The organism is Azospirillum brasilense (assembly GCF_022023855.1).
GTDB lineage: Bacteria > Pseudomonadota > Alphaproteobacteria > Azospirillales > Azospirillaceae > Azospirillum > Azospirillum brasilense_F.
In genome coordinates, this window is the sequence record NZ_CP059452.1 from 172,297 (window position 1) to 187,437 (window position 15,141).

Genomic DNA, 15,141 nt, shown 5'->3' on the forward strand with positions numbered 1-15,141 from the left:
ATGCGTCACCGCTCCGCTGTCCTTGCCGCCGCGTTGCTCGCCCTGGCGTCCGTCCCGGCGGGGGCGGCCGGGAGCGATCCGGACTGGCCCTGCGTCCAGATCCTCGTGCCGACCCTGTCGTCCGGCCAGATCTGGCCCGGAGACCCCATCGAGGGGAAGGAAGGCGACTGGCGCGACATTCCCGGCACCGAGCCGGTCCTGAAGCAAATCCTCGACCGCCGGCTCGATCCAGAGCAGGAGCAGGCGGCGATCGACCGCTTCGCCGACCAGTTGGAGGCCGACGGGGCAGCGGCGGACCGCAACGCCGCCCTCACCGCCCTGTTCGCCGGAGCCTTCGAGGCGCTCAACCGGGAGCGCGGGCAAGCCATTTCGGCCATCAAGCGCTACGCCCACCAGCAGCGCGTCCTGCTCGACGGCATCGACGCGGCGCTGACCCGCCTCCAGGCGCTCCCCGCCGACGCTCCCGAGGCGGTGGCGCTGCGCGAGGAGATCGCGTGGCGGCGACGCATCCTCGACGAGCGGCGGCGCAACCAGACGGCGCTGTGCGAGCAGCCGGTCCAACTCGAACAGAAGGCCGGCCGCATCGCCCGGAACATCGCAGCCCGCCTGGACTGAGGCTAACCGCTTCGATCAGTTCGACGCGCCGCCGGCGAAGGGTTCAACCGTCTCCAGCCCGTATCCCGCCTCCTGCCAGCGCATGGCGCCGTCAGAATACCAGTAGACGTTGCCGTATCCCCACTCCACGGCGCGCTTCGCGGCGTTCCAGGACATCCAGCAATCCGGCTCGCAGAAGAAGACCAGCCGGGCGGCCCGATCCCCGTGACTCACGGTCTCCAGCCCAGCGCGGAAATAGCGCTCCTGCTCGCCCGACAGGCTGCCGTAGCCGACGTTGGGCAGCCAGACCGCCCCCGGCAGGCTGCGGCGGGGTGGCGGAACCCACACGGCCGACGCCGGACGGTCGGCCGGGCGCGGCGGGGCCGGCATCACGTCGATCAGCCGCGTGTCGGGATAATGCTCGATCAGCCGCCGCAGCTCCGCCAGGGTCACGGTGGCAGCACCCGACAGGCCGGCGGGGGTCGGGGCGCGGTACTGGTCCATCCGGTAGCCCGGCGGCTCGATGGCGGCGGCGGTCTTCAGCGCGCCGTCGGGGCCGATGATCGGGACGTGGTAGCGCAGCAGGATGCGGTCGATGTCGTCCTGACGGCGCTTGATGAAATCGTTGAGCCAGTGCTTCCATTCCGGCTCGTCGGAGCGGATGCCCATGGAGATGTTGAATTGTAGCCGGGCGCCCGCCGGCTCCTTGACCAGCGGAACGACGGTCAGCGGCTCGGTCTGCTGGGCGGCGAAATAGCCGGCGATCGGCCCCCAGATCACCGCGGCGTCGGTCTTGCCGGCGGCCACGTCCTCGATGGCGTCGCGGGCCGGGTTGTTGGCGCGCGTGTCGGTGTTGAGCTGGTAGGGCTCCGTCCGGGTGATGCCATAGAGGCGCAGCAGGTTGACCGCGGGCGTTTTCTCGACGACGCCGATGCGGGCGTCTTTCAGGGACGGATCGCCCACGCTCTCCGCCCGAATGCCCGACTTGGTGCGGTAGACGAGGGAATAGACGGTCCGATAATAGGGGTTGGTGTTCTGCATCAACTCTTCGCCGGACGCCGTTCCCATCACGAGGTCGCACTGCCGCGCACGCAGCGTGTTACGGACGAAGCCGATGGTCTGCGGCCACCAGTAATAGGTCACCGGCTTCTTCAGGTCCTCGCCGATGAGCCGGGCGATCTCGTTCTCGAAACCCTCCATCCTTTCGTTGGAATAGGGCAGAAGGTTGCCGTCGGCGCAGACGCGCACGGTCTCGCGCTCCGTCACCTCGACGGCGTGAACCGGTGCGGTGACGGGCAGCAGAGCCGCGGCGATGGCAACGACGGTGAGCACAGAAGGAAATGCCATGAAGGGTCTTCCTCCGCCGGATCAGCCGCCGATGCGTTGCGGGCGTCCGCCGGGCAGCACGCCGTCGGCCCGCGCCTTCAGGTAGCGGTAGATGTCGTCCAGGTGATCCATGATGTTCGGGTCGAGGCCGAAGGAGGGCATCACCTTGTCGCCGGTGGCGCCCTGATTCTGGCGGCCGTTGACGACGACCTCCTTGAACTCGTCGTAGCTGATGCGTTTGAGCGAGTCCGCGAGGCTGGGGGCGAAGGATGATCCCGAGGCGTCGAAGCCGTGGCAGGTGTGGCAGGTCGCGTGGAAGCGGCGGTAGCCGTTGTAGGTTCCCTTGTCCACCTGACCGTCCTTGACGATGTAGGTCGGTGTCCCGTCGGGGGTCGTCGGCGCGTCCTGCGCCAGGGCGGCGAAACAGGCGACGGTGCCCACGGTCAGCGCACCGGTCAGCAAGCCAAGTCTGCGTTTCATGGATGTCGAGATCCTTGCCCGGAAGCCGGGTCCCAGTAAATGCCGAAGGCTCTAAAGCAAAACCCCCGGTGCGTTGCGGCACCGGGGGCAGGTCTGCCGATCACTTCTGGTCCGGAACGTGGAACACCGTCAGGACGCCGCCGAGCTGCGTGTACTCGCCCAGCGACTGGTGGGCGCCGACCGCGCCGAGGCCGGCGGTCGCCACGCCCGTACCGCCGGCGCGGTTGGGGTGGACGGCCTGATGCCACTGGTTCGCCCCGGATTCCTGGGTCAGACCGGCGGCGAGACCGATGCCGGCCCAGCCGCCGACGCCGGACAGGACGGCCACATACTGCTTGCCGTTGTGGGTGTAGGTGTTGATGTTGCCGATGATGCCGGACGGGGTCTTGAACCGCCACAGCTCGTTGCCGTCCTTCATGTCGACGGCGACGAGGTAGCCTTCCAGCGTGCCGTAATAAGCGACGCCGCCCTTGGTCGACAGGGCGCCGCTCCACACCGCGAACCGCTCCGGCCGCGACCAGACGATCTTGCCGGCCGCCGCGTCCCAGGCGATGAAGTTGCCCATGCCACCGTGCGAGTTCGGCGTCGGGTACATCGACACGGTCGAGCCGACATAGGCCTGACCGGCCGTGTAGGAGACGGAGAACGGCTCGTAGTCCATGCAGATGTGGTTGGTCGGGACGTAGAACAGCCCGGTGTCCGGCGAGAAGGAGGCCGGCTGCTGGTCCTTGGTGCCGAGAGCCGCCGGGCACACGGCCGCGGTGTTCTTGTCCTCGCCGTTGGCGAAGGTGCTGTATTTGTCGACGACGTTCGGCCGTCCGGTCTTCATGTCGACGTCGGTCGCCCAGTTGACCGTCGGGTCGTATTTCTGCGCGACGAGCAGCTCGCCGGTCGCCCGGTCCAGCGTGTAGGCGAAGCCGTTGCGGTCGAAGTTGACCAGGACCTTGCGCTGCTGGCCGTTCATGTTGATGTCGGCCAGGATGTTCTCATTGACGCCGTCGAAGTCCCACTCGTCGAAGGGCGTCTTCTGGTAGACCCACTTCGCCTCCCCGGTGTCGGGATCGCGGGCGAAGATGGTCATCGACCATTTGTTGTCGCTCTTGGCCCGGTCCTTGTCGACGGCCCGCTGCGTCGGGTTCCAGGTACCAGGGTTGCCGGTGCCGTAATAGATCAGGTTGAGCGCCGGATCGTAGGTATACCATCCCCAGGTCGTCCCGCCGCCGCGCTTCCATTCCTCGCCCGGCCAAGTCGAGACGCCGAGGTCTTTCTGCCCGATCGGCTTGCCCATCATCATCGTCTTCGACGGATCGATCTTCACGTCGGCATCGGGACCGGTCGAGAAGGCCCGCCACACCATCTTGCCGCTGTTCGTGTCGTATGCCGTCAGATGCCCGCGCACCCCGAACTCGCCGCCGCTGATGCCGACGAAGACCTTGTCCTTGACCACCAGCGGGGCCGCCGTCAGGGTCTCGCCCTTGGTGTGGTCGCCGTTCTTGGCCTTCCACATCTCCTTGCCGGTCTTGGCGTCGAGTGCCACCAGCGTGTTGTCCGCCTGGGCCAGGAAGACCTTGCCGTCGGCGACGGCGACGCCGCGGTTGACGGTGTCGCAGCACATCACCGGGATGACGGTCGGGTCCTGGACCGATTCATATTTCCAGATGACCCGCCCCGGGTTGTTGAGGTCCAGCGCGAAGACCTTGTTGGGGAACGGCGTGTGAATGTACATCACGTCGCCGACGACGATCGGCCCGCCTTCATGGCCGCGCAGAACTCCGGTCGAGAACGACCACGCGACCTGGAGATTCTTGACGTTGTTGGTGGTGATCTGGTCGAGGGGGCTGTACCGCTGCCCGGCATAATTGCCGAGCTGGGACGCCCAGTTGTTGGGGTTCGCTTCATTCTTGAGAATACTGTCGTTCGCAGAAACCGAGCCGGCGGCGACGACAGCGACAGACGCCAGAAGCCAGCGAGACAACACCTTCATGACGATCCCTCCCGTTGTAGCGCTTATTGTTACCCAAAAACCAATGGGCTTCTTGCTTATGGGCGCGACACTGATTGCAAAAGGGCGTTGTCGCGCGGATGTTGTTGCGCGGTATGTTCGGTTCTGAATTCAATATTCAGAAAAGCTGACGCCAAATTGGTACTTAATGCTATATTGGGACCATCTTCTCGTCAAGGCTCTGCCGAATAGAAAAAACCAAACAATCGCCCTATGCCAGATTTATCCAGGAACGACCACAAATTGGGAGTAAGTGGATAATCCTTCAAAACATGATTTTGTAATTTATTTATTTGCAGTTTCGAGCGCTAATTTTGTGCAGAGCAGCAATGTTTGCTGCAAAGCAGCGCGGCCCGATTCGTGACGTCGGCTGTTGATGCATGCGTTCCGGCCTTCGTCCGCCTTGGCGGAAGCGCCGAAGGTGCCGGCTCATCGAGCTTTCGCACAGGAAACGCGAACCATGTTTGAACTGGTTCTGGTGATCTGTCTGGCCGTGCGGCCGGACCACTGCGCCATCGAGCGTCCACTCTCCTTCGAACGGTATCCGACCGCGGTGGAATGCACGCACAACAGCTACGTCCACGTCGTGCATTGGCTCTTGGAACATCCCAATTGGAACGTTCGCCAATGGCGGTGCGAGCAGCCCGGGGCCTGACGTCAGCGCAGGTTGCTTCAAGGACAGGAAACACTTCACTCAACGTTCCGTTGACCTGCGGCGCGCCGACTCCAGACTTGCGCGAAGGCTCCTCTGGACCTTGCGGCCCGTTCCGCTTCATCCGTTGCATCAACGGCTTCGGAAACTCCTAACGTTTAGGCATTGGTTAACCTTCGATGCCTAATGATTCGGCGCCCTGTGGCTTGGCTCATTTCCGAGCAGCCGGAATCCCGCAATCCTGTCCTCGTCCTGGGCATGGCATGCGGCTTGCTCTCGCTGATCCACACGATGTTGGCACAGCCGTGCCGTTGCGTTTTGGAGCGCCCGATGTTTGTTACCCTGTCGATGATCTTCTGCCTGGCGTCCGACCCGACCCAGTGCCGGACCATCAACCCGATGGTTCCCGACACCGAACCCCTGACCATGTCGAGCTGCCCGATCGCCGGCCAGATCGAGAGCGCCAAGTGGATCAATGACCACCCGAAGTACGAGCTTCAGCGCATCCAGTGCACGGTGGGCAAGCGGTTCAAGCAGCAGGGCGCGTGAGGGATTGACGGGGACGGCTCGGTGCCGTCTCACGCCAGCGCCGCGGCTCGCCGCAGGTCGGCCACGAACGCCGCCTGCGCCCGCCGCCGTTCCTCCTCCCCCGGAAGCCTCAGCAGGTAGGACGGGTGGACGGTGACGAAGCCGTTCCACCCGTCGAAGGCCATCGGTCCGCGCTCGCGCAGCACCGCAACGGGCCGGCCGGTCATCGCCAGGGCCGCGGTGGCTCCCAGCGCGACGACGAGGCGGGGACGGACGAAGCCAAGCTCCGTCATCAGCCACCAGCGGTAATGCTTGACCTCGCCGGCGGTGGGCGACTGGTGGATGCGCCGCTTGCCGCGCTGGGTGAACTTGAAGTGCTTGACGGCGTTGGTCAGGTAGAGGCCGCCGCGGTCGATCCCGGCCTCCTCCAGCGCGGCGGTCAGCAACTGGCCGGCGGGGCCGACGAAGGGGCGGCCCTCGCGGTCCTCCTGGTCGCCCGGCTGCTCGCCGACGATGGCGATGGCCGCACCTTCCGGCCCCTCGCCCAGCACCGCCTGCGTCGCCCCCGGCACCAGCGGTTCGGAGCGTTGGATCAGGCGGTTCAGGTCGGCGAGGCTGTCCGGGGCTTGCCGGGCCATCGCCGCCACGGCCTTCTCGGGCATGCGGCGGCGCGGGACGGCGGCCTCCGCCTCCAGCATCGCCTGAACGCGGGCGGGGGCGGAGCGGACCATGGCCGGGATGGCCGCCGTCTCCGGCATGTTGGCCCAGTATTTCCGCGGCATCTCCGCCCGCATGGCCGTCGGGTTGACCCGCGCCGGGTTGAAGGTGCTCTCGTAATAGCGTTGCCAGCCCTCGGCGAAGCGGTCATCGACAAGACGGTCATGGGCCGGCGCGTCCGGACGCTCGGCGGGCGGGCCGCTCATCAGGCGCCGGCGGTCCCAGTGCAGCGAGCCCTTCGGGGTGAGGATCGTCCACGCCATGCTTTCGAAGCGCTCGACGAAGAAGGGGGCGACGGCTTCGACGATGTGATGGTCGGGTTCGAACCACGCGACGTAACGCTCCTCCCCATCCGGGCCGGGCAGGGCGCGGAAGCGCAGGAAGGCGTGCATCTTGTGGATGTCCCGGCGAACCGCCTTGTCGAGCCGTTCCAGCAGGTGCACCAGCGGGTCGGCGTGCTGGTCGAGCAGAGCCCGCTCACCGTTCAGCACGCGCCAGACCAGCCGGTAGAGCAGGGCGTAGCGTTCCGGATCGCTGTGGCAGACGACGGTTTCGATCAGCCGACCGACCGCCTGGGGCAGGAAGACCCGGGCGCCGTCTTCGGACGGCGGGGCGTCATCACCAAACAGCGACGGCGCGCCGACGCTCCACAGCACTTCGTCGGGCGCCGTCCGGGCGGCGGCGAGCCGGCGCACCGCTTGGCGGAAGCCGTCGAGATCCGCCCCTTCCCGCAAGGTGATCGTGTGCATCGTCAGAACAGGCTCAGTTGGCTGGACGGCGTGACCAAGCGCTGGCGCAGGTCCAGCCGGTCGGTCAGCCCGCCCGCGGGGTGGTAATCGGCGGCGATCAGGAAGGGGCGGGCGCGCCGCAGCCCGCTCGACAACCGCCCCAGATCCTCCATGCGCAGGCGGGTGTGGCGGCGCGCCGACAAGATCTTGTCCACGGCGCGCGCGCCCAGCCCCGGCACCCGCAGCAGCATCTCGCGGTCGGCGCGGTTGACGTCCACCGGGAAGCGCTCGCGGTTCTTCAGCGCCCAGGCCAGCTTGGGGTCAATGCCGAGGTCGAGCATCCCGCCTTCGCCGCCGGACGCGATCTCCTCCACGGTGAAGCCGTAATAGCGCAGCAGCCAGTCGGCCTGATACAGCCGGCTCTCCCGCTGCAAAGGCGGCGGCTTGACCGGCAGCACAGAGCTGGCCTCCGGGATCGGGCTGAAGGCGGAGTAGTAGACGCGGCGCAGCCCGTAGCGCTGGTAGAGCGTGCCGCTGGTCTCCAGGACGGAACGGTCGGTGGCGTCGTCGGCCCCGACGATCAACTGGGTGCTCTGGCCGGCGGGGGAGAAGCGGCGCCGCTCCTCCTTGGCCTCGACGATGCGCTCGTTGACCTGCCCCATCACCGCCTTGATGGTGCCGCCGTTCTTCTCCGGCGCGAAGGCCTTCAGGCTGTGGTCGGAAGGCAGTTCGAGGTTGATCGACAGGCGGTCCGCCCACAGCCCGGCCTGCTCGATCAGCCAGGGGCTGGCTTCGGGGATGGTCTTCAGGTGGATGTAGCCGGCAAAGCCGTGGTCGCGCCGCAGGGTCCGCGCCACCAGCATCATCTGCTCCATCGTGTGATCCGGCGAGCGGATGATGCCGGAGGACAGGAACAGCCCCTCGATGCAATTGCGCTTGTAGAAGCCGAGGGTCAGTTCCACCACCTCCTCCACCGTGAAGCGGGCGCGGCGGACGTTGGAGGAGCGCCGGTTGATGCAGTACATGCAGTCGAACAGGCAGTGGTTGGTCAGCAGGATCTTCAGGAGCGAGACGCAGCGCCCGTCTGGCGTGTAGGCATGGCAGATGCCGGCGCCGGTGGTCGAGCCCAGCCCCTCCTTGCCGCCGCGCCGCGGCTTGGCGCCGGACGAGGCGCAGGAGGCGTCGTATTTCGCCGCGTCGGCCAGAATGCCGAGCTTCTCGATCAAGGCGTCGTCCATCATCCCATCCCACGCTGCTTGCATGTTCTTAATATGTTCTCACGGGGTGGGGAGGCAAGCGGCGTGTGCGGCGCCGGGTGGGACAAAGTCCGATCAGGGCCTCTCGGGCAATCTTGGATGGCAGCGACGCGGGACCACATATCCGGGATGACCTCGAACTCGCCGTTGCGGCTCGGCCGCCGCACCGTCCTTGCCGCCGTCGCTGCCGCGTCCCTCGGCGGCCTGATGCGCCCGCTGCTTGCCGCCCACCCGGCGGCTGGGGCCGCGTTCGATCCGGTGCTGCTGGACCGCGCGATCAAGCGGGCGGCCGGACTCGACCAGATCCATGCGTTGGTCATCGGGCGGAACGGCGAGGTGGTGTCGGCGGAGGCTTTCCGCGGACCGGCGGTGAACCGCGCTGTGAACGTGAAGTCGGTGTCCAAGACCATTGCCGCCTCGCTCGCCGGAATTGCCATCGACCGCGGGGTCCTGCGCGGCGTCGATGTCACCCTCGCCGAGGCGGCGCCGGGACTGGTTCCGGCGGGCGTCGATCCACGGGTGCGCCGGATCACCATCGCTGACCTTCTGACCATGCAGGCCGGTCTGGAGCCGACCTCCGGGCCGGGCTACGGCCGCTGGATCAACAGCCGCAATTGGATCGCCGACGCGCTGCGCCGTCCCTTCGTCACCGAGCCGGGCGCCCGCATGCTCTATTCGACCGGGAGCTACCATTTGCTGGGCGCGGCGCTGTCCAGCGCGTCGGGGCGCAGCCTGCTGTCCCTGGCGCGGGACTGGCTGGGCGAGCCGCTGGGGATCGAGGTGCCGTCCTGGACGCGCGACCCGCAGGGCTTCTATCTCGGCGGGAACAACATGGCGCTGTCGCCGCTCGACCTGTTCCGCTTCGGCGAGCTGTGGCGGCTGGGCGGCCTGTGGAACGGGCAGCCGGTCATCAGCACCGCCTGGGTGGAGGCGTCGTGGGTGCCGCGCACGCGCTCCCCCTTCTCCGGCGACGACTACGGGTACGGCTGGTTCCTTGCCGAGGCGAAGGGGCACCGCATCGCCTACGCGCGCGGCTATGGCGGGCAGATGCTTTATCTGGTGCCCAGCCTGGGGCTGACGGTCGTCGTCACCTCCGACCCCACCCGCCCGGCGCGGTCGGATGGCCATGTCGGCCTGCTCAACGCCCTGCTGACCGACGACATCATCCCGGCGGCGGAAATGGCCTGACCGACCGGCGGGTCAGGCGGACAGCGCATCGCCGCGCAACCGCTGCATCACGTTCCGTCGCGGCAGCCAAGCCACCAGCACGGCCCCGACCGCCGCCATCGCGGCGATGGTGCCGAGAAAGGCGGCCAGGGGAACAGCGCCTCCGGGGAGGGGAGCGCCCTCGGCAAGGCCGGCGACCACCGCCGCGCCGCCGACCCAGCCGAGCGGCACCGCGACCGCGGCGACGGCGGCGCCCAGGAGGACGAACTCCAGCACCACCGCCTGGACCATCGAACGCCGCCCGACCCCGAGGGCGTGCAAGATCGCCATTTCCTGAAGCCGCCGCCGGGCGCTGCTGGCGATGGCGCCGAGAAGGACCACGGCCGCCGCGCCGAGAGCGACGGCGGACAGGCCGTCGAGAAGCCCGCGCACGGTCTGGACGGTCGAGCCGAGCGTCTCCAGCACCTCCGCCACGCGGATCGTGGGGGCTTGCGGGATCGCCTGCACCACGGCCGCCTCCACCGCGGGAACCGCTTCGGGCGGCGACCAGACGGCGGCGACAAGGCTGTGCGGCGGCGGTTCGGGGAAGGGGGAGAGGAGAACCGGGAAGTCCAGGTCGAGCCGCGTCCAGTCGATGCGCCGGAGGTTGGCGACCGTCGCGGTCACCGGGCCGCTTGCCAGGGCCAGCGTGAGGCGGTCCCCCACCGACAGCCCCAGCCGGCGGGCGACCTGCGCGTCCAGCGAGGCGAGCGGCGGGCCGGTATAGCTCTCGGGCCACCAGCTCCCCGCGACGATCCGGTCAGTGGGGGCTGGGCGCGCGCGCCAGGACAGGCCGCGGTCGCCGCGCACCGCCCAGCCGACGGAGCGCGGGGCGTCCGCCTCGGTGATGGCGACGCCGTTGAGGCGGCTGATCCGGGCGTGCAGGAACGGCGCCGTCTCGACCCGTTCGACGCCCGGGAGGGCGTACAGGTGTTCGCTCAGGCGCTTTCCGTCCGGCGGGTGAATGTTCAGAACGACGACGGAAGGCGTCTGCGCCGGCAGCGTCGCCGCGACATGGCCGGTCGCCGACCGTCCGACCACGCCGACCGCCACCAGCAGGGTCAGGCCGATGCCCAGCGCGACCGCCACCGGGACCGTCGGCGCGCCGGGCCGACCGAGGTTGGCGACGGCCAGCCGGACCACCGGTCGCCGTCCGCGCGCCAGCCGGCGGGCCATCCCCGCGAGTCCCCGCCCCAGCAGCGCGAAGCCCGCCGCCACCAGCCCGGCGACAAGGAGGAAACCGGCGACCGCGAGCGGCATCCCCGTCCAGGCGGCGAGAAGGCCGGCGAGCCCCAGCCCGAGCAGCGCGACGGCGCCACGGGTCCGCCAGCCCACGGAACGCGTCCGGTCGTCCACTACCCCCCGCCAGATCGCCGCGGGGCTGGTTCCGGCGGCGCGGGCCAGCGGCGGCACGGCGCAGAGCAGGGCCGCCAGCAGCCCGACCGCCCCCGCCAACAGCAGGGCTGCCGGATCGACGGCGCCGCCCGTCTCCGGCATCCAGTCGAGCGGCAGCGCGTTCACGGCCATGGCGGCCAGCAGGGCGCCGGTGCCCAGGCCGATCAGCAGCGCCACGCCGACCACCGCCAGCGTCTGGATCAGGAAGGCGGTGAAGAGAAGGCGTGGCGGACCGCCCAGCGCCTTCAGCGTGGCCAGGACCGGCAGCCGCCGGGCGAGGTGCGCCGACAGCGCCCGGCTGACGCCGACACCGCCGATCAGCAGGATCGACAGCGACCCGAGAAGGAACAGCGCGCGGGCGAGATGCACGGTGCGGTCCACACCCGGAATGCCGTGGGCGGCGTCGACGATCCGCCATCCGGCGTCGGGGAAGCGGCGCTCCAGATCGCGCAGGACGGCGTCAGAGCGGGCCGTTTCCGGCAGGAGGAGGCGATAATACCAGTAGACGGGCATCCCCGGCTCGGCGAGGCCCGTCGCGTTCAGCGCCCGGCGATCAATGACGACGCGCGGGCCGAGGGAGAAGGCGCGGAAGGTCCGGTCCGGCTCATGTTCCAGAACGGCGCGGATCGCGACCTCGGCGGCACCGAGCCGCAGCCGGTCGCCGACGCCCAGCGCCAGCGCGTCGAGGAGGTCGGCGGACACCGCCGCTCCCCATCGCCCGTCCCGATGGGCCAGCGCCTCGGCGAGGGAAGCGGCGCCGGACACCGCCGCCGTGCCAACCAGCGGGTAGCTTTCCTCGACCGCCTTCAGCTCGACCAGGGCGTGGGCGTCGCCGCTCACGGTCGAGGCAACGGGTCGCAGTTCCGCGGTCTCGCCGACCCTGCCCATCGTGTCGAGGATGGCCCGCTGCTCCGGCGTCGCCGGGGCGTGGAACAGGCGCAGGGAGAGATCGCCGCCGACCGCCTCGCGCGCGGTGGCCCGCATTCCGTCCAGCACGCCGCCGCTGAGCGAGCCGACGGCGGCCATCATGGCGGTCCCCAGGGCCACGCCAAGGACAACGATCCAAAGTCCGGCGACGCCGCCCCGCAGGTCCCGCCAAGCCAGCCGCAACGCGATGCGCAGATGAGTCATGGCGGACATATCGTGAAGGTCCCGCCGGCCGGCAACCGTTTTGGCCGCCTCGCTGTCGCGTTTGAAGTTCCCCTCTCCCCTCCGGGGAGAGGGTCATAAAGGCGATTGCGGGCGCTGCTATCCCCGGATGTGCAGCCGCCGCCGGTGGCGGGGCGGCAGGGGATGGGCGGACTGGACCGCCGCCAGGGCGCGCAGGCGCTCCGCAAGCGTCGGCGGAAAGGGCGTCACCTTGCGGGTTCCCAGATCGACGTGGATCGAGAGTTGTTCCATGGTCGCCGCGACCGTGCCGTCGTCGGCCCGGCGGATCTCCAGCAGGCTCAGCAGCCGCTTGTCGTCGGCGTCGAGCAGCCGCAGGGCCACCTGCAAGGGCGTTCCGGCGCGCAGCTCCCGCCGGTAATGCACCGCCACGTCGACAACGAACAGGCCGAGCCCCTTATCCCGCGTGTAGGTCTCGCCCAGCCCCCATTGCTCCATCAGGGCGTAGCCGACCTCGTCGAACAGGGCGACGTAGCGCACCATGTTCATGTGGCCGTAAAGGTCGATCCAGCTCTCGTCGACGGTGTGCACGCCGGACAGCAGGATGTCGGACGGCAAGTTGTCCGGCGGCAGGGCGTGGTCCTGGGTCATGTAAGTGCCTTACAGGGTGGAGGTCTGGTCCGGCGGGAACACGCCGCGCAGCCATTGCCGGATGGCCGAGATCACCGGCGTGTTCCAGCGGTGGACCGGGGCGATGAAGTAATAGCCGCCGATGGTGACGTTGCTGTCCACCATCTCCACCAACTCGCCGTTGGCCAGCGGCTCGGTCACCAGCAGGTCGCTGACCAGCGCCACCCCGCGTCCCAGCCGGGCCGCCTCGATGGTCAGGTGCGCCTGCCACAGCCGAGGGCCGCGCAGCCGGGGGATGTCGGCGATGCCGGCCTCCTCCAGCCAGGCTTCCCACATGCCGGTGGACTGCTCGTGGATCAGCGGCAGGCCGACGAGGTCGGCGGGCGTGCGCACGTCGGGGTAGCGCGCCTTGAACTCCGGGCTGGCGATGGCGAGGATGCGCGGCCGCGCGAACATCTCCGAGCGCAGCCCGTCGGCGACGGAACCGCCGTCCTCCAGATACATGATTTCCGCGTCGGCCTCCTCCCGGCTGAAGTCGGGGCGGGTCGAGGTCGGCTGAAGGATCACCTCCCGCCCGGTCAGCGCCTCCTCCAGCTCGGGCAGGCGGGCGAGCAGGCAGCGCGACGCCAGCCCGGCGAGGCAACAGATGTGCACCGCCTCCATCCCGCCGTTGCGCAGCTCGTTGCTCGCCTCGCCGATCAGGTCGAAGGCGCGGCGGAGCTGGGCGGCGTAGCGGATGCCCTCGCGGGTCAGGGACAGGCCGCGCCCCGACTTCGCCACCAGCTTCACCCCCACCGCCTGCTCCAGATTCTGGATGTGGCGCGACACCACCGTGTGGGACACCGCCAGCTCGTCGGCGGCGGCCCGCACCGTGCCCTGCCGGGCGAAGATGTCGAAGGCGCGGAGGGCGAGAAGGGGCGGAAGGCGGCGCGCCATGCGGACCTTTGGGCTGTGGACGGAAGCCGGGGCGAGATTGGGGGCGATCCCGGCGGCAGTATGAAACATTTCCGCCAGCACCGCACGCGCCCCTTCGCCGCCCGCCGCCCGCCGCTCTCCCCCCGCGCCGCCGGCCATCACACCACCGCGTCGCGACGGAAGGCGCCGATCTCGTCGGGGCTGAAGCCGAGATCCGCCAGGATGGCGTCGGTGTGCTCGCCCAGCCGCGGCGCCGGGCTTTCGGCGGGCAGCGGGGCCTCCGGCATGGTGATCGGCACGGCGGCGAAGCGCTTGCCCGAGCCCTCCGGCACCTCCACGACCATCTTGCGGTGGACCACCTGGGGATCGTTCAGCGCGTCCGGCACGCTGTTGATCGGGCTGGCCGGCACGTCGGCGTCCTCCATCGCGTCCAGCCAGGCGTCGCGCCCGCGGGTGAGGAAGACCTCGCGGAGCAGCGGCTCCAGCTCCGCATGGTTGGCGTTGCGGGCCGAGCCGGTGGGGAAGCGCGGGTCGGACAGCAGATGCTCCAGCCCCATGGCGCGGCACATCCGGTCCCACTGCTCGTTGGTGTCGACGCAGATGGCGATGGGCTTGTCGGCGGTGGGGAAGGCCTGGAAGGGGGCGATCAGCGGGTGGCGGCTGCCCAGCGCCCGCGGCGTCTCCCCGGCGTTCAGGAAACGGGCGATGGCGTTCTCCATCAGGGCGAGCTGGCAATCGAGCATCGCCACGTCGATGAAGCTACCCTCGCCGGTGCTCGCCCGCTTCTGAAGGGCGGCGAGGATGCCGACGGCGGCGAACAGGCTGGACCCGATGTCGCCGATCGACGCGCCGACCCGGCAGGGATCGCCGCCCGGCTCGCCGGTGATGCTCATCATGCCGGACATCGCCTGGGCCACCACGTCGAAGCAGGGCCGATGGCGGTAGGGGCCGTCCTGCCCGAAGCCGGAGATCGAGGCGTAGACCAGCCGCGGATTGACCGCCTTCAGGTCGGTGTAGCCCAGCCCCAGCCGGTCCATCGCCCCGGCCCGGTTGTTCTCCACCAGCACGTCGCAGGTGGCGACGATTTTCTTGAAAATCTCCTTCCCCTTTTCCTCCTTCAAGTTGAGCGTCAGACTCCGCTTGTTGCGGTTGACGCTGAGGAAGTAAATGCTTTCCTCCTCGCTGAAGGGGGCAATGATACGGGTGAAATCGCCCTTGCCGGGACGCTCGATCTTGATGACCTCCGCTCCCAGCGCGCCGAGCAGCCACGTGCTGTAGGGGCCGGCCAACATGTGCGTGAGATCGACCACGCGCACGCCGGCCAGGGGGCCTTCGCGGCGTTGCGTATCGGTGTTGAGCATGCATGATCCTTCGGATGGCCGGGCGCCGCGCAGGCGGTCCGGGCGGGGCCGCGCGCCCGGCTGGAAACCGGTCCGGCCCAGGGCGGCGGCGGGAATGCGATACCCAAAGGCTTGCGCCACGGCGGCCGGAAAACAATCGCTTAGTTTGGCCCAATCCGGTGCATGGAAGGCACCGTTCCGCGGATTCGTTGGGCGCAGCATTGGTGCGTTCCGTGCACCGGACCGCATCGTTTTTTCTGCTTGT

13 protein-coding genes are annotated in these 15,141 nt (G+C 69.0%); 4 read left to right on the top strand and 9 right to left on the bottom strand.

Features of this window, described 5'->3' with window-relative positions:
- Entirely contained in the window at window positions 1-615 is a 615-nt protein-coding gene (locus H1Q64_RS27400; RefSeq protein ID WP_237907577.1) for a hypothetical protein, read from the top strand.
- A 15-nt stretch (window positions 616-630) separates the two neighbouring features.
- Here H1Q64_RS27400 and H1Q64_RS27405 read toward each other — a convergent pair whose 3' ends face one another.
- From H1Q64_RS27405 to H1Q64_RS27415, 3 genes are all read right to left on the bottom strand, one after another.
- The gene (locus tag H1Q64_RS27405) at window positions 631-1,941 is read right to left on the bottom strand and encodes a quinoprotein dehydrogenase-associated putative ABC transporter substrate-binding protein (RefSeq protein WP_237907578.1); all 1,311 of its coding nucleotides are present in this window, start codon (window positions 1,939-1,941) and stop codon (window positions 631-633) included.
- A gap of 21 nt (window positions 1,942-1,962) precedes the next feature.
- Window positions 1,963-2,400, bottom strand: a complete 438-nt coding sequence (locus H1Q64_RS27410) for a c-type cytochrome (protein ID WP_237907579.1) — start codon at window positions 2,398-2,400, stop codon at window positions 1,963-1,965.
- 100 nt (window positions 2,401-2,500) lie between these two features.
- The gene (locus H1Q64_RS27415) at window positions 2,501-4,384 is read right to left on the bottom strand and encodes a methanol/ethanol family PQQ-dependent dehydrogenase (protein WP_137142395.1); all 1,884 of its coding nucleotides are present in this window, start codon (window positions 4,382-4,384) and stop codon (window positions 2,501-2,503) included.
- A 478-nt stretch (window positions 4,385-4,862) separates the two neighbouring features.
- Between H1Q64_RS27415 and H1Q64_RS27420 the strand changes: the two genes are divergently transcribed.
- Window positions 4,863-5,057: a hypothetical protein gene (locus tag H1Q64_RS27420; RefSeq protein ID WP_237907580.1), complete on the top strand. Its 195-nt coding sequence runs from the start codon at window positions 4,863-4,865 to the stop codon at window positions 5,055-5,057.
- 327 nt (window positions 5,058-5,384) lie between these two features.
- On the top strand, window positions 5,385-5,603 hold the full coding sequence (locus tag H1Q64_RS27425) for a hypothetical protein (protein ID WP_035680398.1): 219 nt from the start codon (window positions 5,385-5,387) through the stop codon (window positions 5,601-5,603).
- A 29-nt stretch (window positions 5,604-5,632) separates the two neighbouring features.
- On the opposite strand, the gene H1Q64_RS27430 is transcribed toward H1Q64_RS27425, so the two are convergent.
- Complete coding sequence (locus H1Q64_RS27430; protein WP_237907581.1) at window positions 5,633-7,048, bottom strand: UdgX family uracil-DNA binding protein; 1,416 nt, start codon at window positions 7,046-7,048, stop codon at window positions 5,633-5,635.
- Window positions 7,049-7,050: 2 nt separating this feature from the next.
- Window positions 7,051-8,265 carry a putative DNA modification/repair radical SAM protein gene (locus H1Q64_RS27435; protein ID WP_237907582.1) on the bottom strand — a complete coding sequence of 405 codons (1,215 nt, stop codon included), beginning with the start codon at window positions 8,263-8,265 and terminating at the stop codon, window positions 7,051-7,053.
- Window positions 8,266-8,412: 147 nt separating this feature from the next.
- Here H1Q64_RS27435 and H1Q64_RS27440 point away from each other — a divergent pair, with 147 nt between their 5' ends.
- Window positions 8,413-9,471: a serine hydrolase domain-containing protein gene (locus tag H1Q64_RS27440; protein WP_237907583.1), complete on the top strand. Its 1,059-nt coding sequence runs from the start codon at window positions 8,413-8,415 to the stop codon at window positions 9,469-9,471.
- 12 nt (window positions 9,472-9,483) lie between these two features.
- Here the strand turns inward: H1Q64_RS27440 and H1Q64_RS27445 are convergent, their stop codons facing one another.
- The 4 genes from H1Q64_RS27445 to H1Q64_RS27460 all read right to left on the bottom strand — a co-directional run bounded on the left by H1Q64_RS27445 (window position 9,484) and on the right by H1Q64_RS27460 (window position 14,897).
- Window positions 9,484-12,024 (bottom strand): ABC transporter permease, encoded by a 2,541-nt coding sequence (locus H1Q64_RS27445; protein ID WP_237907584.1) that lies wholly within the window; start codon window positions 12,022-12,024, stop codon window positions 9,484-9,486.
- Between the two features lie 108 nt (window positions 12,025-12,132).
- The gene (locus tag H1Q64_RS27450) at window positions 12,133-12,642 is read right to left on the bottom strand and encodes a thioesterase family protein (RefSeq protein ID WP_237907585.1); all 510 of its coding nucleotides are present in this window, start codon (window positions 12,640-12,642) and stop codon (window positions 12,133-12,135) included.
- A 9-nt stretch (window positions 12,643-12,651) separates the two neighbouring features.
- On the bottom strand, window positions 12,652-13,557 hold the full coding sequence (locus tag H1Q64_RS27455) for a LysR substrate-binding domain-containing protein (RefSeq protein ID WP_094305700.1): 906 nt from the start codon (window positions 13,555-13,557) through the stop codon (window positions 12,652-12,654).
- Between the two features lie 137 nt (window positions 13,558-13,694).
- Window positions 13,695-14,897 carry a CaiB/BaiF CoA transferase family protein gene (locus H1Q64_RS27460; protein WP_237907586.1) on the bottom strand — a complete coding sequence of 401 codons (1,203 nt, stop codon included), beginning with the start codon at window positions 14,895-14,897 and terminating at the stop codon, window positions 13,695-13,697.
- Between the last annotated feature and the right edge of the window lie 244 nt (window positions 14,898-15,141).

Coding starts and splice junctions, on each gene's coding strand:
- H1Q64_RS27400 (WP_237907577.1), top strand. CDS start 1: ATGCGTCACCGCTCCGCTGTCCTTGCCGCCGCGTTGCTCGCCCTGGCG.
- H1Q64_RS27405 (WP_237907578.1), bottom strand. CDS start 1,941: ATGGCATTTCCTTCTGTGCTCACCGTCGTTGCCATCGCCGCGGCTCTG.
- H1Q64_RS27410 (WP_237907579.1), bottom strand. CDS start 2,400: ATGAAACGCAGACTTGGCTTGCTGACCGGTGCGCTGACCGTGGGCACC.
- H1Q64_RS27415 (WP_137142395.1), bottom strand. CDS start 4,384: ATGAAGGTGTTGTCTCGCTGGCTTCTGGCGTCTGTCGCTGTCGTCGCC.
- H1Q64_RS27420 (WP_237907580.1), top strand. CDS start 4,863: ATGTTTGAACTGGTTCTGGTGATCTGTCTGGCCGTGCGGCCGGACCAC.
- H1Q64_RS27425 (WP_035680398.1), top strand. CDS start 5,385: ATGTTTGTTACCCTGTCGATGATCTTCTGCCTGGCGTCCGACCCGACC.
- H1Q64_RS27430 (WP_237907581.1), bottom strand. CDS start 7,048: ATGCACACGATCACCTTGCGGGAAGGGGCGGATCTCGACGGCTTCCGC.
- H1Q64_RS27435 (WP_237907582.1), bottom strand. CDS start 8,265: ATGGACGACGCCTTGATCGAGAAGCTCGGCATTCTGGCCGACGCGGCG.
- H1Q64_RS27440 (WP_237907583.1), top strand. CDS start 8,413: ATGACCTCGAACTCGCCGTTGCGGCTCGGCCGCCGCACCGTCCTTGCC.
- H1Q64_RS27445 (WP_237907584.1), bottom strand. CDS start 12,024: ATGTCCGCCATGACTCATCTGCGCATCGCGTTGCGGCTGGCTTGGCGG.
- H1Q64_RS27450 (WP_237907585.1), bottom strand. CDS start 12,642: ATGACCCAGGACCACGCCCTGCCGCCGGACAACTTGCCGTCCGACATC.
- H1Q64_RS27455 (WP_094305700.1), bottom strand. CDS start 13,557: ATGGCGCGCCGCCTTCCGCCCCTTCTCGCCCTCCGCGCCTTCGACATC.
- H1Q64_RS27460 (WP_237907586.1), bottom strand. CDS start 14,897: ATGCTCAACACCGATACGCAACGCCGCGAAGGCCCCCTGGCCGGCGTG.